At 65.9% G+C, this 13343-nt stretch carries 14 protein-coding genes and 1 tRNA gene; 8 read left to right on the plus strand and 7 right to left on the minus strand.

Annotated features, from left to right (window positions below; genetic code table 11):
* The 5 genes from VML93_RS14275 to VML93_RS14295 all read right to left on the minus strand — a co-directional run.
* Positions 1-441, minus strand: a 441-nt coding sequence (locus VML93_RS14275; protein WP_325611534.1) for a biotin carboxylase N-terminal domain-containing protein, incomplete at its 3' end; no start/stop codon positions are given.
* 4 nt (positions 442-445) lie between these two features.
* Positions 446-2029 carry a carboxyl transferase domain-containing protein gene (locus VML93_RS14280; RefSeq protein WP_325611536.1) on the minus strand — a complete coding sequence of 528 codons (1584 nt, stop codon included), beginning with the start codon at positions 2027-2029 and terminating at the stop codon, positions 446-448.
* Positions 2026-2670, minus strand: a complete 645-nt coding sequence (locus tag VML93_RS14285; protein WP_325611537.1) for a CoA transferase subunit B — start codon at positions 2668-2670, stop codon at positions 2026-2028. The genes VML93_RS14280 and VML93_RS14285 overlap by 4 nt, the downstream gene beginning before the upstream one ends.
* 103 nt (positions 2671-2773) lie before the next feature.
* Positions 2774-3520, minus strand: coding sequence for a CoA transferase subunit A (locus tag VML93_RS14290; RefSeq protein ID WP_325611539.1), 747 nt, complete (start codon positions 3518-3520; stop codon positions 2774-2776).
* Positions 3521-3621: 101 nt separating this feature from the next.
* Positions 3622-5265, minus strand: a complete 1644-nt coding sequence (locus VML93_RS14295) for an AMP-binding protein (protein ID WP_325611540.1) — start codon at positions 5263-5265, stop codon at positions 3622-3624.
* 114 nt (positions 5266-5379) lie between these two features.
* Here VML93_RS14295 and VML93_RS14300 point away from each other — a divergent pair, with 114 nt between their 5' ends.
* Together VML93_RS14300 and VML93_RS14305 are read left to right on the plus strand one after the other, a co-directional pair.
* Positions 5380-6021, plus strand: coding sequence for a TetR/AcrR family transcriptional regulator (locus VML93_RS14300; protein ID WP_325611541.1), 642 nt, complete (start codon positions 5380-5382; stop codon positions 6019-6021).
* 84 nt (positions 6022-6105) lie between these two features.
* Positions 6106-6897: an MmpS family transport accessory protein gene (locus tag VML93_RS14305; RefSeq protein WP_325611543.1), complete on the plus strand. Its 792-nt coding sequence runs from the start codon at positions 6106-6108 to the stop codon at positions 6895-6897.
* Here the strand turns inward: VML93_RS14305 and VML93_RS14310 are convergent.
* On the minus strand, positions 6894-8222 hold the full coding sequence (locus VML93_RS14310) for an MFS transporter (protein ID WP_325611545.1): 1329 nt from the start codon (positions 8220-8222) through the stop codon (positions 6894-6896). The two genes, VML93_RS14305 and VML93_RS14310, sit on opposite strands and share 4 nt — an antisense overlap.
* A gap of 329 nt (positions 8223-8551) precedes the next feature.
* On the opposite strand from VML93_RS14310, the gene cmrA reads away from it, so the two are divergent.
* Positions 8552-9355 (plus strand): mycolate reductase, encoded by an 804-nt coding sequence (gene cmrA / locus VML93_RS14315; protein ID WP_325611547.1) that lies wholly within the window; start codon positions 8552-8554, stop codon positions 9353-9355.
* Between the two features lie 2 nt (positions 9356-9357).
* Here cmrA and VML93_RS14320 read toward each other — a convergent pair whose 3' ends face one another.
* Positions 9358-10926 carry a helicase HerA-like domain-containing protein gene (locus VML93_RS14320; RefSeq protein ID WP_325611548.1) on the minus strand — a complete coding sequence of 523 codons (1569 nt, stop codon included), beginning with the start codon at positions 10924-10926 and terminating at the stop codon, positions 9358-9360.
* A gap of 126 nt (positions 10927-11052) precedes the next feature.
* Between VML93_RS14320 and orn the strand changes: the two genes are divergently transcribed.
* From orn to VML93_RS14345, 5 genes are all read left to right on the plus strand, one after another.
* Positions 11053-11700, plus strand: coding sequence for an oligoribonuclease (gene orn / locus VML93_RS14325; RefSeq protein WP_325611550.1), 648 nt, complete (start codon positions 11053-11055; stop codon positions 11698-11700).
* A gap of 52 nt (positions 11701-11752) precedes the next feature.
* Positions 11753-11825: transfer RNA gene (locus VML93_RS14330), tRNA-His, on the plus strand.
* An 81-nt stretch (positions 11826-11906) separates the two neighbouring features.
* The gene (locus tag VML93_RS14335; protein ID WP_325611551.1) at positions 11907-12068 is read left to right on the plus strand and encodes a hypothetical protein; all 162 of its coding nucleotides are present in this window, start codon (positions 11907-11909) and stop codon (positions 12066-12068) included.
* A gap of 696 nt (positions 12069-12764) precedes the next feature.
* Entirely contained in the window at positions 12765-13049 is a 285-nt protein-coding gene (locus tag VML93_RS14340; RefSeq protein WP_325611553.1) for a hypothetical protein, read from the plus strand.
* An 82-nt stretch (positions 13050-13131) separates the two neighbouring features.
* The gene (locus VML93_RS14345; protein ID WP_325611555.1) at positions 13132-13317 is read left to right on the plus strand and encodes a YegP family protein; all 186 of its coding nucleotides are present in this window, start codon (positions 13132-13134) and stop codon (positions 13315-13317) included.
* Positions 13318-13343: the final 26 nt, after the last annotated feature.

Consider the following 13343-nt stretch of genomic DNA (forward strand, 5'->3'; position numbering starts at 1 on the left):
CGCGGCGATCAGCTCGTCGTCCGTCAGCCCCGGCCGTGCCACACCCGGCACCACCGGGACGTCGAAGGCGGCGACGGCGTTCTTGGCGGTGATCTTGTCGCCCATCACCTCTATCGCGCGCGCCGGCGGTCCGAGGAACACCACACCGGCCTGTTCACACGCGGCGGCGAAATCGGCGTTCTCGGAAAGGAATCCGTAGCCGGGGTGGATCGCCTGCGCGCCGGTGCGCACCGCGGCGTCGACGACCTTGTCAATCGCGAGGTAACTCTCCCGGGCCGCGGCGGGTCCCAGCCGCACGGCCGTGTCCGCCTCGAGGACGTGCCGCGCCCCGGCGTCGGGGTCGCTGTAGACGGCCACCGACCGGATGCCCAGCCGGCGCAGAGTCCGGATCACCCGCACCGCGATCTCGCCGCGGTTGGCCACTAATACCGTGTCGAACATCGCGTCACATCCGGAATACGCCGTAGGAGACCGGTTCCATCGGGGCGTGGGCGCACACCGAAAGAGCAAGCCCGACAACTGTTCTGGTGTCGGCCGGATCGATGATGCCGTCGTCCCACAGGCGGGCGGTCGAATAGTAGGGGTTGCCCTGGTCCTCGTACTGCTCCCGGATCGGCGCCTTGAACGCCTCCTCGTCGTCGGGCGACCAGGGCTTACCGGCCGCGGACAGCTGCTCGCCACGCACGGTGGCCAGCACCGACGCCGCCTGCTCGCCACCCATCACCGAGATCCGCGCATTCGGCCACATCCACAGGAAGCGCGGCGAGTAGGCCCGTCCGCACATCGAATAGTTGCCCGCACCATAGGATCCGCCGATCACCACGGTCAGCTTGGGCACCCGGGCACAGGCCACGGCAGTGACCATTTTGGCGCCGTTCTTGGCGATGCCGCCGGCCTCGTAGTCGCGACCGACCATGAAGCCGGCGATATTCTGCAGGAACAACAGCGGGATCTTGCGCTTGTCGCACAGCTCGATGAAATGGGTGCCTTTCAAAGCGGATTCGCTGAACAGCACACCGTTGTTGGCGATGATCCCGACGGGATGGCCGTGGATGCGCGCGAAGGCGGTCACCAGCGTTTTGCCGTAATTGGTCTTGAACTCGCTGAATTCGCCGCCGTCGACCAGCCGCACCACGACGTCGTGCACGTCGTAGGGCACCCGAGGATCCGGCGGCACGACATCGTAGAGCTCGGTCTGCGCGTGCTTGGGCGGCACCGAACGCCCCACGTCCCACTGAGCGGGGTCGCGGGGGCCGAAAGTGGCCGCGATCGAGCGCACGATGCGCAGGGCGTGCTCGTCGTCGTCGGCGAGGTGATCGGTGACGCCGGACACCCGCGAGTGCAGGTCTCCGCCGCCGAGTTCCTCGGCCGTGACGATCTCGCCGGTGGCGGCCTTGACCAGCGGCGGACCGCCGAGGAAGATCGTGCCCTGCTCGCGGACGATGACGGCCTCGTCGCTCATCGCCGGCACGTAGGCCCCGCCCGCAGTGCACGAGCCGAGCACCGCCGCCACCTGAGGAATTCCCTTGGCGCTCAGGGTCGCCTGGTTGTAGAAGATTCGCCCGAAATGCTCGCGGTCGGGGAACACCTCGTCCTGGCGCGGCAGGAAGGCGCCGCCGGAGTCGACCAGGTAGATGCAGGGCAACCGATTCTGCAGCGCGACTTCCTGCGCACGCAGATGCTTCTTGACCGTCATCGGGTAGTAGGTGCCGCCCTTGACCGTCGCGTCGTTGGCGACGATCACGCATTCACGCCCGGATACCCGGCCGATCCCGGTGATGATGCCGGCTCCGGGCGACTCGTCGCCGTACATCCCGCCGGCGGCCAGCGGGGCCAGCTCGAGGAACGGACTGCCCGGATCGAGCAGCCGGTCGACCCGTTCGCGGGGCAGCAGCTTGCCCCGGCTGACGTGACGTTCCCGCGCGCGCTCGTTACCGCCCAGAGCCGCCGCCGCGAGCTTGTCGTTTAGCTCCTGAAGGAGCCTGCGGTGCTCGTCGGCGAACGACGGTGCAGCCGTTACGGTCGTCACGGCGCGGCCACTCGAATCGTAAGGGGCGGCTGCGTTTTCGCGACCACCTCGTCGACGGACACGTCGGGTGCGGTCTCGATCAGGTGCAGACCGTCGTCGCAGACGTCGATGACCGCGAGCTCGGTGACGATGCGATTCACGCAGCCCACACCGGTCAGCGGCAGCGTGCACCGTTCCAGGATCTTCGGGCTGCCGTCTTTGGCCGCGTGCTCCATCATCACGATCACCTTGCGGGCGCCGTGCACCAGGTCCATCGCGCCGCCCATGCCCTTGACCATCTTGCCGGGGATCATCCAGTTGGCCAGGTCGCCGGTGACCGAAACCTGCATGGCGCCAAGCACGGCCACGTCCAGATGCCCGCCGCGGATGATTCCGAACGAGGTCGACGAACCGAAGAACGCGGCGCCCGGCAGCGTGGTGACGGTCTCCTTGCCCGCGTTGATCAGATCGGCGTCGAGGTCCTCGCGTCTCGGGTACGGACCGACGCCGAGGATCCCGTTCTCCGAATGCAAGACGACATGGATGCCGTCGGGCAGGTGGTTGGGGATCAGGGTGGGCATTCCGATGCCGAGGTTGACGTACTGGCCGTCCTCGAAGTCCGCCGCCACCCGGGCCGCCATGCCTTCTCTGGTCCAGCTCATTTGGCGCCACTCCTTCTCATCGCTGCCGGCCCGGACGTGCGGCTGGCCGCCCACTCGACGCCGAATGTGCGGCTGGCGTCACGCTCGGCAACAGAGGGCCCGCTCATGACCGCACTGTCTCTTTCTCGATTCGCTTCACGGAATCGGGCACGTGTACGACCCGCTGCACGAACACGCCCGGCGTGTGCACCGTGGCGGGATCGATCTCTCCGGGCTCGACGAGATGTTCGACCTCGGCGATCGTGATGCGCCCGGCCGGGGCGCACTCCGGGTTGAAGTTGCCCGCGGCGTAGCGGTACACCAGGTTGCCGTGCCGGTCGCCCTTCCACGCATGCACCAGCGCGAAGTCGGTGCGGATCCCCCGCTCCAGAACATAGGTGACGCCGTCGAACTCGCGGACCTCCTTCGGGGGCGACATCACCGCCACGGCTCCCGACGCGTCGTAGCGCCACGGCAGTCCGCCGTCGGCGATCTGGGTGCCGACGCCGGCCGGCGTGTAGAAGGCCGGTATGCCCATGCCGCCGGCGCGCAGCCGCTCCGCCAGGGTGCCCTGCGGGGTCAGTTCCACCTCGAGCTCACCGGACAGGAACTGACGGGCGAATTCCTTGTTCTCGCCCACATACGACGAGACAGTTCGGCGAATTCGCTTGTGCTGCAACAGCACTCCCAGCCCCACCCCGTCGACGCCACAGTTGTTCGACACCGTCTCGAGGTCGGTGACGCCGCTCTCGGCGAGCGCGGCGATCAGTGCTTCCGGAATGCCGCACAGCCCGAATCCTCCGACTGCCAACGACGACCCGTCGGTTATGTCTGCTACCGCCTCCGCGGCGGTAGCCACCACCTTGTCCATTACCGCAGCGCCTCCAATTTCAGTTAATCTTCATTAACTGGGCCTGAGAATACCATCGCCCGCGCGGTGCGTCCAGGGACCTCCACGTCGCATGCGGTCGCTCAGTCCCTGCCACGCAGGAATTCGATTGCCCGCTCCCGCATCTCGACCTTGCGGACCTTGCCGGTGACGGTCATCGGGAATTCGTCGACGACCCACAGGTACCGCGGGATTTTGAAATGCGCGATCTGGCCCGTACAGAAGTCGCGCAACGCCTCCACGGTCAGCCCGCCGGCCGCGTCGCGCAGCTTGACCACCGCCATCAGCTCCTCGCCGTAGCGCGCGTCGGGCACCCCGATGACCTGGGCGTCGACGATATCCGGATGCGTGTAGAGGAATTCCTCGATCTCGCGCGGCGAGATGTTCTCGCCACCGCGGATGACGATGTCCTTGATCCGGCCCATGATCTGCACGTAGCCGCACCCGTCCATGGCGGCGAGGTCCCCGGTGTGCATCCAGCCCTCGTCGTCGACGACTTCGGCTGTCTTGCCCGGGTCATTCCAATAGCCGGCCATCACCGAGTAGCCGCGGGTGCAGAATTCTCCGGCCGCGCCGCGGGGCACGGTCTCGCCGGTGCCCGGGTCGATCACCTTGATCTCCAGATGAGGACCCACCCGGCCGACGGTGCCGACGCGACGCGCCAGCGAGTCGTCGCTGCGGGTCTGACAGGAGACCGGGCTCGTTTCTGTCATGCCGTAGCAGATGGAGATGCCCGCCATGTGCATGTGCTCGATCACCTTGCGCATCACCTCGACCGGGCACGACGAGCCCGCCATGATCCCGGTGCGCAGGCTGCCCAGCCGGTAGTCGGCGAACTCCGGCAGGCCGAGCTCGGCGATGAACATCGTCGGCACCCCGTAGAGGCTGGTGCACCGCTCGGCCTGCACCGCCCGCAGCGTGGCGGCAGGTTCAAAGCCGGGAGCCGGGATCACCATGCAGGCACCGTGGCTGGTGGCCGCCAGATTGCCCATCACCATGCCGAAGCAGTGATAGAAGGGCACCGGGATGCAGATCCGGTCCTGCGCGGTGTACTCGATTAGCTCGCCCACCAGGTATCCGTTGTTGAGGATATTGCGGTGGCTCAGGGTGGCGCCCTTCGGGGATCCCGTTGTGCCAGAAGTGTATTGGATGTTGATGGGGTCGCGGCTGTCCAGGGTCGCCGCGATATCCCCCAGTGCGGTCAGATCGGCCGCGGTCGTCGTCAGCGCTGCCCAGCGATCGCCCTCCACGAGCACCACGTCGGCCAGTTCCGGGCAGTGCGGAGCGACCTCGGCCAGCATCGCGGCGTAGTCGGTGGTCTTGAAACTCGGGGCGGCGATCACCATCGTCACCCCGGATTGCCTTAGCGCATACTCCAATTCGCGGGTGCGGTAAGCGGGGTTGATGGTTACCAGAATCGCGCCGATCTCCGCCGTCGCGTACTGGACGAGCACCCACTCCCACCGGTTCGGCGCCCAGATGCCGACCCGATCGCCGCGGCCGATGCCCGCGCGCAGCAGTCCGGTGGCCAGGCAGCGCACATCGGCGAGCAGCTCGGCGTAGGTCCACCGGCGTCCCGCACAGACGTCGACGAGTGCGTCGCGGTGCGCGTATTCGGTAGCGGTATCAGCGAAGTTGGCGCCGATGGTCGTCTCGAGCAGAGGAGGTCGGCTCGGGCCCCGGTCGTACGACGGCGTGTCGCGGTCTACGGGTCCTGCGGCTGCCACGGTTCCTCCGCCTGGCGCTTGCCGTGCGACAAACTTGAGTTAATTGCACGTAACTCGTGCTACGTTAGTGACGATTAACCGAAGTGTCCAGGACGAGTTGGACGGAGGTCCGTCGTGACAGCGTCCGCTCAGGACGGCCAGCCCGGCCAAGGTGAAGCCCCAAATCGGCGCAGCCAGTTGAAGTCCGACCGGCGCTTACAGCTGCTGTCGGCCGCCGAACGACTGTTCGCCGAACGCGGTTTCCTCGCCGTGCGACTGGAAGACATAGGCGCCGCCGCCGGCGTCAGCGGTCCGGCCATCTACCGGCACTTCCCCAACAAGGAATCGCTGCTGGTCGAGCTGCTGGTCGGGATCAGCGCCCGGCTACTCGCCGGTGCCCGCGACGTGACGGGCGGTACCTCTGAGGCTGCCACGGCACTCGACGGGCTGATCGATTTTCATCTCGACTTTGCGCTGAACGAACCGGACCTCATCCGGATCCAGGACCGCGACCTCGCACACCTACCCGCGGCGGCTCAGCGTCAGGTGCGCAAAGCTCAGCGGCAGTATGTGGAGATCTGGGTGGGAGTGCTGCGCGAGTTGAACCCCGAGCTGGCCGAAGCCGATGCCCGGCTGATGGCGCACGCCGCGTTCGGACTGCTGAACTCGACGCCGCACAGTATGAAGTCAGCCGAGACGAAACCGGCCCGCGCACTCCGTTCACGCACCGTCATGCGGGCGATGACAGTGGCGGCGCTGACGGCCGGCGATCGGTAGGTCCGGCGCGCCAGCAGGCGTGCTCGTCCAGCGAAAACGCACCAAGGCGGCTGGCGCAGGTACCCTGCAATCCATGAGGTGGACATGAACGATCCACGTCGAACGCAGCGGTTGAGTCCCCCTCTATCGGGCTCTGGAGAATACGAACCCCAAATTCCGCCGCACGTCGACCCTGCCTACGCCGACGAGGCGCCATATGCGGCGACCTACGCCGGTCCGCCTCCGCAGTGGGCCCCCAATCCCAACGAGTCGCACCCGACCCTTCAGTTACCCGCGTACTGGCAGGAAGAGCAAGCGCGGTCGGAGGGACGCCCGCGCGCAGAGACAGGTCCCCCGCCGGAAGGCCCGAAATCGCCGCGTTGGCTGTGGATCTTGACCGTTGTGGCGGTGCTGCTGGCCGTCGCCCTGGTCATCGCGCTGGTACTCACCAACGGCGGGCCCAAAACCGAGACCGCCGTCCCGCCGCTGCCGGGCATGCCGGAGTCGAGTTCGACAACCCCGTCCCAGTCGCCGGCGCCGACGACGACGCGCCGTCCCCGGCTGCCGCTCCCGCTCCCACCACCGCCCACCCGCTCCGGCACACCCACCGCGACGACTGAACCGGGCGCGATGCAGAGTGTTGTCTACAACGTCAGCGGTGACGGCCGCGCGATCAGCATCACCTGGATGGACACCGGCGACGTGATACAGACCGAATTCAACGTGGCGCTGCCGTGGAGCAAAGAGGTCAGCCTGTCAAAGTCGGCCCTTCATCCGGCGAGCGTCACGATCATCAACATCGGCCACAATGTCACCTGCTCGCTCACGGTCGACGGGGTGCAGATACGCCAGCGCGTCGGGGTGGGTCTGACGATCTGCAACGCCCCGCCGAACTAGGGCTGCTCGACCACGGCAACGCGGCGGGGTGGGACACGGACCATCATCATCGCCAGGATGCCGGCGATCAATACCAGCGAGATACCGCCCAGGCCGGCACGCACGGCGCCGAACGCGTCGACGAACACGGAGAACAGCCACGGCGCCAGGAACGCCACCGCGCGCCCCGTCATCGTGTACAGACCGAAGGCCACCCCCTCCTTGCCTTCGCTCGCCATGTGCAGCAATACGGCGCGCGAGGACGACTGCGCCGGTCCGATGAACAGGCACAGCAGCAGTCCGCCTATCCAGAAGGCCAACGGACCGGACATTCCCATCAAGGTCAAACCCACGCTGACGATCACGAGCAATGACCCGATGATGACCGGTTTGGAGCCGATCCGGTGGTCGACGTAGCCGCCGACAACCGCGCCCACCGCGGCCACCACGCTGGCCGCCACACCGAATATCAGCACGTCGGCTTGCGAGATGCCGTAGACGTTGACGCCCAGCACCGCACCGAAGGCAAAGATCGACGCCAGCCCGTCCCGGTACAGCGCGCTGGCGACCAGGAAGAAGACCAGGTTGCGGTCACGTTGCCACTCCGACCTCACCTCCCGCCACAGCTTGCGGTAGCCGCCCAGCATGCTCGTCGGGTGGGACACCTCACCGGGGTCGCGCAATCGGTGTGCGACCAACAACAACGGCAGGGCCAGCACTGCCAGCCATGCCGCGGCCAGCAGCATCGCCGTCCGGACGTAGAGCCCGTCATGCACGGGCACGTGCAGCAGCCCGCGATGGTCGCCTTTTCCGACAATGAACCCGAAGTAGATCAGCAGCAGTAGCAGGACGCTGCCGCAGTAGCCCGCGGCCCAGCCGTAGCCGGAGATCCGGCCCGTTGTCTCCGGCGTCGAGAGCTGACGCAACATCGCGTTGTACGGAACGCTGGCCAGATCCCCACATGCCGCCGTCCCGGCGAGCAGCACCAGCCCGGCCCAAAAGTAGGCGGGCTCGTTGCGGATCAGGTACATCGCGCTGGCCAGGGCCACTGCCATACCGGTAAACACGCTCAGCGCCACCCGCCGGCGGTGGGGGGACTCCACCCACACCCCGATCGCGGGTGCCAGGACGGCGATGGTCAATCCGGCGATGGCCCCGGCCCGGCCCAGCCAACTTGCCGGCGTGGTCGCACCGGCAATGCCCACGCCCACCGAGCTGGTCAGGTAGACGGAGAACACGAAGGTCGCCACGATCGCGGTCAGGCCGGTCGACCCGGCGTCCCACAACGCCCACGCGACGACCCGAGATCGCACGATTGCCCCCGAAGCCGATTCCGGCTGACCCATGCCCGGCACTCTATTGGTTAGGCGGTCGAAGCGCCGGGATTGGCCGGGGCGAGCTTGCTGAGACTGTAGTGAGGGTCGTGGTTTGGTGCCCAATCGCGACCTGTACGCAGTCTCGACGGAGTGGCCGCAGACTCGACGGCCAGCCGGTGCGGCGCGCATCGCGTGGACATTCGGACGGCGCGCTCACCGAGACTGTAGTGAGGGCGTGGTCTGGCGCCCAATCGCGACCTGTAGGCAGTCTCGGCGCCACCAGTGCAGTCTCGATGCCATGGCCGCAGACTAGACGGCAGCCACCCGCCAACAGCCGGGTCCCTGTCTACGATTGGCGCATGCCGATACCCGCTCCCAGCCCCGAAGCGCGTGCCGTCGTCACCGGAGCTTCGCAGAACATCGGCGAAGCGCTGGCCACCGAACTTGCCGCGCGCGGACACAGCCTGATCGTCACGGCACGACGCGAGGACCTGCTCACCGACCTGGCCGCGCGGCTGGTCGACAAGTACAGGGTGGCCGTGGAAGTGCGACCTGCCGACCTCGCCGACCCGGAGGAACGGGCGAAGCTGTGCGACGAACTGGCCAACCGCCCCATCTCGATCCTGTGCGCCAACGCCGGTACCGCGACTTTCGGCGCCGTCTCGGACCTCGACCCGGCGGGTGAAAAGGCTCAGGTACAGCTGAATGCCGTTGCGGTGCACGACCTTACGCTGGCCGTACTGCCCGGGATGATTAAGCGTGGGGCCGGCGGCATCTTGATTTCCGGTTCGGCGGCGGGCAATTCGCCGATTCCCTACAACGCCACCTATGCCGCGACGAAAGCCTTCGCGAACACCTTCAGTGAATCGCTGCGCGGTGAACTGCGCGGCTCCGGTGTGCACGTCACGCTGCTGGCGCCCGGGCCGGTGCGCACCGATCTACCCGAGGACGCCGAAAGGTCGCTGGTCGAAAGACTCGTACCGGACTTCCTGTGGATCTCGACCGAACACACCGCCCAGGTGTCGCTGGATGCGTTGGAGCGCAACAAGATGCGCGTCGTACCCGGCCTGACGTCGAAAGCCATGTCGGTGGCAAGCGGCTACGCGCCGCGCGCCATCGTCGCGCCGATCGTGGGCAGCTTCTACAAAAAGCTTGGCGGCTAACGCTACTTTCGGCGGCGCCGGCCGGTGCCGAAGATGTTGCGGGTGATCTCGCGGACACCGGTGTTGATGGCGCTCTTGACGGTCGGGTCGTGCAGCACCTGTTCCAACATGCTTGGGCCCTTTTTCTCGACCGGCGCAGGCATTGGCGGCACCTCGGCGTCCGCCGGCACCGGCGGAGAGTCACCGCCGGACTCCTCGGACGGCGGCCCAGCAGCCATTTTGGCTCGCAGCATCTCGTAGGCCGAGTCCCGGTCGATGGTCTGGCCGTACTCGTTGTACAGCGGGCTGGCCTGAGCCGCCGCGCCGACCGCGTCAAAGCCGATGGCCCCCATCAGCGAACGGGGCACCCGCATGCGCGTCCACGCCACCGGCGTCGGCGCGCCCTTCTCCGACAGCACGGTGACGACGGCCTCGCCGATCCCCAACGACGTCAGCGCCGACTCCAGGTCGTAGACATCGGTTTTCGGATAGGTGCGCACGGTCTTGCTGAGCGCCTTTTGGTCGTCAGGGGTGAATGCCCGCAACGCGTGCTGAACCCGGGCGCCCAATTGGGAGAGCACATCGTTGGGCAGATCGGTCGGCAGCTGGGTGCAGAAGAACACGCCGACGCCTTTGGAGCGAATCAGTTTGACGGTTTGCTCGACCTGCTCCAGGAAAGCCTTGGACGCGTCGGCGAACAACAGATGCGCCTCGTCGAAGAAGAACACCAGCTTGGGCTTGTCCACGTCGCCCACCTCGGGCAAGTGCTGAAACAGATCTGCCAGCACCCACATCAGGAAGGTGGAGAACATCACCGGCCGTAACGTCTGGCCGCTGAACTCGAGCAGCGAGATGATGCCGCGCTCCTGGTCGTCCTTGCGCAGCAGGTGATCGGGGTTCAACTCCGGCTCGCCGAAGAAGGTGTCGGCACCCTCGGCTTCCAGGTTGACCAATGCCCGCAGGATGACGCCGGCGGTGGTGGGCGATACCGCGCCAAGGGTTTTCAGCTCGGGTTTGCCCTCGTCGCTGGTGAGAAAGGTGATCACCTCACGCAGGTCCTTCAGATCCAGCAGCGGAAGGGCCTTCTGGTCGGCATAGTGGAAGATCAGTCCCAGCGTTGCTTCCCCGGTTGCGTTCAGCCCCAACACCTTTGACAGCAGGATGGGGCCGAAGCTGGAGATCGTCGCTCGCACCGGCACGCCGATGCCGTCGGTGCCCAGCGACAAGAACTCCACCGGGTACCCGGTGGGCGTCCACTCGTCCCCCGTGTCCTTCGCCCGCGCGGCGGTCTTGTCGTTGGCCTCCCCCGGCCGGGACAGTCCGGACAGGTCGCCCTTCACGTCGGCCATCAGCACCGCCACCCCTGCGGCACTGAGCTGTTCGGCGATCAGCTGCAGCGTCTTGGTCTTGCCGGTACCGGTCGCCCCCGCCACCAGCCCGTGCCTGTTGATGGTGGCCAGCGGAATGCGGATCTGGGCGGTCGGGTCGGCTTCGCCGTCGACCACGACGGTGCCCAATTCCAGGGCCTTGCCCGATACTGCGTAGCCTGCCGCGATGCGTGCGGCGGGTGTCGCCGCCGATTCGGTGCTCATCGTGCCGCGCCCTCTTCCCCGAGTAGTTCCCATCAAATACGGCAAAGCCTCACCCTACTTCTTAGGGGCAAGTTCCCAAGGGGGGAAGCAGGGGCACAGCTTGGCGTGGGCATACTGTAGAGCGCTGTGCGTGAAGAAATGGTGTGGATCGACTGCGAGATGACCGGGCTGGATCTGGGGTCAGACAAGCTGATCGAGATCGCGGCCCTGGTCACCGACGCCGAGCTGAACATTCTCGGCGACGGAATCGACGTGGTGATTCACGCGGAGGACGCTGCACTGGCCTCGATGATCGACGTGGTCACCGAGATGCACTCTCGCTCGGGATTGATCGACGAGGTCAAAGCATCCACCGTCGACGTGGCGACCGCACAGACGATGGTGCTCGACTACATCAGCGAGCACGTCAAGCAACCCAAGACGGCGCCGCTGGCCGGCAACTCGATCGCCACCGACCGTTCGTTCATCGCCCGCGACATGCCGCAGCTGGACTCGTTTCTGCACTACCGGATGATCGACGTCAGCTCCATCAAAGAACTCTGCCGGCGCTGGTACCCGCGGATTTACTTCGGCCAGCCGACCAAGGGGCTCACGCACCGCGCCTTGGCCGACATCCACGAGTCCATCCGCGAGCTGCAGTTCTACCGCCGCACCGCGTTCGTGCCGTTGCCGGGGCCGTCTACCAGCGAAATCGCCGCGGTGGTTGCCGATCTTCAGAACGGGTCGGACGCACCGCACACAAACGATTCGGCCGACGAGCCGCCGACCGGCTAGTATCGACGTCGCCGCTTGTTAGCCCCCTGCCGAGGGCCGGCCGGCGGCCATGGTGGGTGTAGTTCAGTTGGTAGAGCGTCAGGTTGTGATCCTGAATGTCGCGGGTTCGAGTCCCGTCACTCACCCCGCAGGTCAGAGGGTATTTTTACCCTCTGACCTTTTTCCTTTTCCGGACCCCCGTGACGTTAGCGTGACGTAACGCGCGGATGTCCCCGATTGGACAGACTTTTGTCAATCGGATCCCGGACGACCTCAAGTTCCGCGCGGAGATGTATTTCATCGGCGCTACTCAACTACGCGGGTCTGCGTTGATGGGCAACTACGCCAACCCCACGCGGGCCGCCCAACCTGCGGTTTACCGCTGGTGACGCCCAAGCGTCCCGCCAAACTGTCCGTTCCGTGGAATGTAGCAGGCACCATGCACAACCACATCGGGGCACTTCCGCGACAGCCGACCATCCGCCAGGCTGCCGATCAAAACCACCAAATCACGAGTGCCACACCGATATCTGGCATTCAACATCTTGACACTAGCGAAATCCATTGCAGTACAAGGATATTTGGCCACGCGTGCAGCACATACCCACCGAGTGCGCCAAGTGCGACAGTGACCTCGCACCCAAACCCCGGGGCGGCCGACCTACACGCTGGCGCTCCGAAGGCTGCAAGCGCTCAGGTGAAGACGAGATGTCGCGGTTGTCCTCGCTGATCCGGAACTTCGAGGAGGGTAGAGCGGTCGACCGTCTGAACAACCGACACTGCCAGCGCTGCAACGAAAATCATCACTGCCCTACAGGCACGCTACGACCAACTGGCGGTCGTGTCGCTGTGAGTCGGCGAAAATGGGCTCACTTTCAGACTGGAAGATTGGATAACTCCGGGCGTTTCATGGCTATGACGATGCTCCACTGAAAAGTCAACAGGTTGCCCTGGCCCTGTTGGAAACGGCTCGCGACCTGAGTGTAATTCACTGAGCAGTTGACCATCTCGTATCCCTCGCTCCCGTACTGCACAACCAAGGGGTCTACGTCGTTTATCAGATCTTCCAGAGATCCATTCGCCGTGTGATACACCGTCGCGCCCGCGATGAGTTGATCGAGCAGTTGCGCCACAGCGCGTACCTGGCGACTCAGGTCGACCACGACGCGGAGATTCAGCTCGTGCAGATTTCGGCGCCGGTGTTCGATGTGGACGGGACCGTAACCGCTTCACTGATGGTGCTCGGGTCGATGCGCCCGATTCGCGGCAACGACCTGGAAGCCCTGGGTCGACGGGTCGTCGAGGCCGCAGATCGGGCAACCACCCTGGCGCGGGAACTCCGTCTCGGCCAGCCTGCTGCGAGCAGCTGACGCGCCATCGCTCGCTATGCGCAAGCACCTGATCGGGCTAGCGTGGGACCGGGGTCGGCAGTGTCAATCAGAGGAGTTCGAGATGGCTGCCAATTTTGAGGTCTACAAGGACGCTCGCGGCGAGTTCCGGTTCCGGCTCAAGGCCGCCAACGGGGAAATCATCGCCAGCAGCGAGGGGTACAAATCGAAGGCGGCGGCGCAGAACGGCGTCGAATCAGTGCGCACCAACGCACCGACGGCGACGCTGGTAGACCAAACGTCAGGTTAGCGTTCGGCCTCTGGACGGGCCTATGG

Source organism: Mycobacterium sp. (assembly GCF_035499775.1).
Lineage (GTDB): Bacteria > Actinomycetota > Actinomycetes > Mycobacteriales > Mycobacteriaceae > Mycobacterium.

What these genes read in the sequence shown, in the direction of transcription:
- VML93_RS14290 (WP_325611539.1), bottom strand. Translation starts at nt 3,520, where the DNA reads ATGGACAAGGTGGTGGCTACCGCCGCGGAGGCGGTAGCAGACATAACC.
- VML93_RS14305 (WP_325611543.1), top strand. Translation starts at nt 6,106, where the DNA reads ATGAACGATCCACGTCGAACGCAGCGGTTGAGTCCCCCTCTATCGGGC.
- VML93_RS14310 (WP_325611545.1), bottom strand. Translation starts at nt 8,222, where the DNA reads ATGGGTCAGCCGGAATCGGCTTCGGGGGCAATCGTGCGATCTCGGGTC.
- VML93_RS14320 (WP_325611548.1), bottom strand. Translation starts at nt 10,926, where the DNA reads ATGAGCACCGAATCGGCGGCGACACCCGCCGCACGCATCGCGGCAGGC.
- VML93_RS14335 (WP_325611551.1), top strand. Translation starts at nt 11,907, where the DNA reads ATGTCCCCGATTGGACAGACTTTTGTCAATCGGATCCCGGACGACCTC.
- cmrA (WP_325611547.1), top strand. Translation starts at nt 8,552, where the DNA reads ATGCCGATACCCGCTCCCAGCCCCGAAGCGCGTGCCGTCGTCACCGGA.
- VML93_RS14285 (WP_325611537.1), bottom strand. Translation starts at nt 2,670, where the DNA reads ATGAGCTGGACCAGAGAAGGCATGGCGGCCCGGGTGGCGGCGGACTTC.
- VML93_RS14345 (WP_325611555.1), top strand. Translation starts at nt 13,132, where the DNA reads ATGGCTGCCAATTTTGAGGTCTACAAGGACGCTCGCGGCGAGTTCCGG.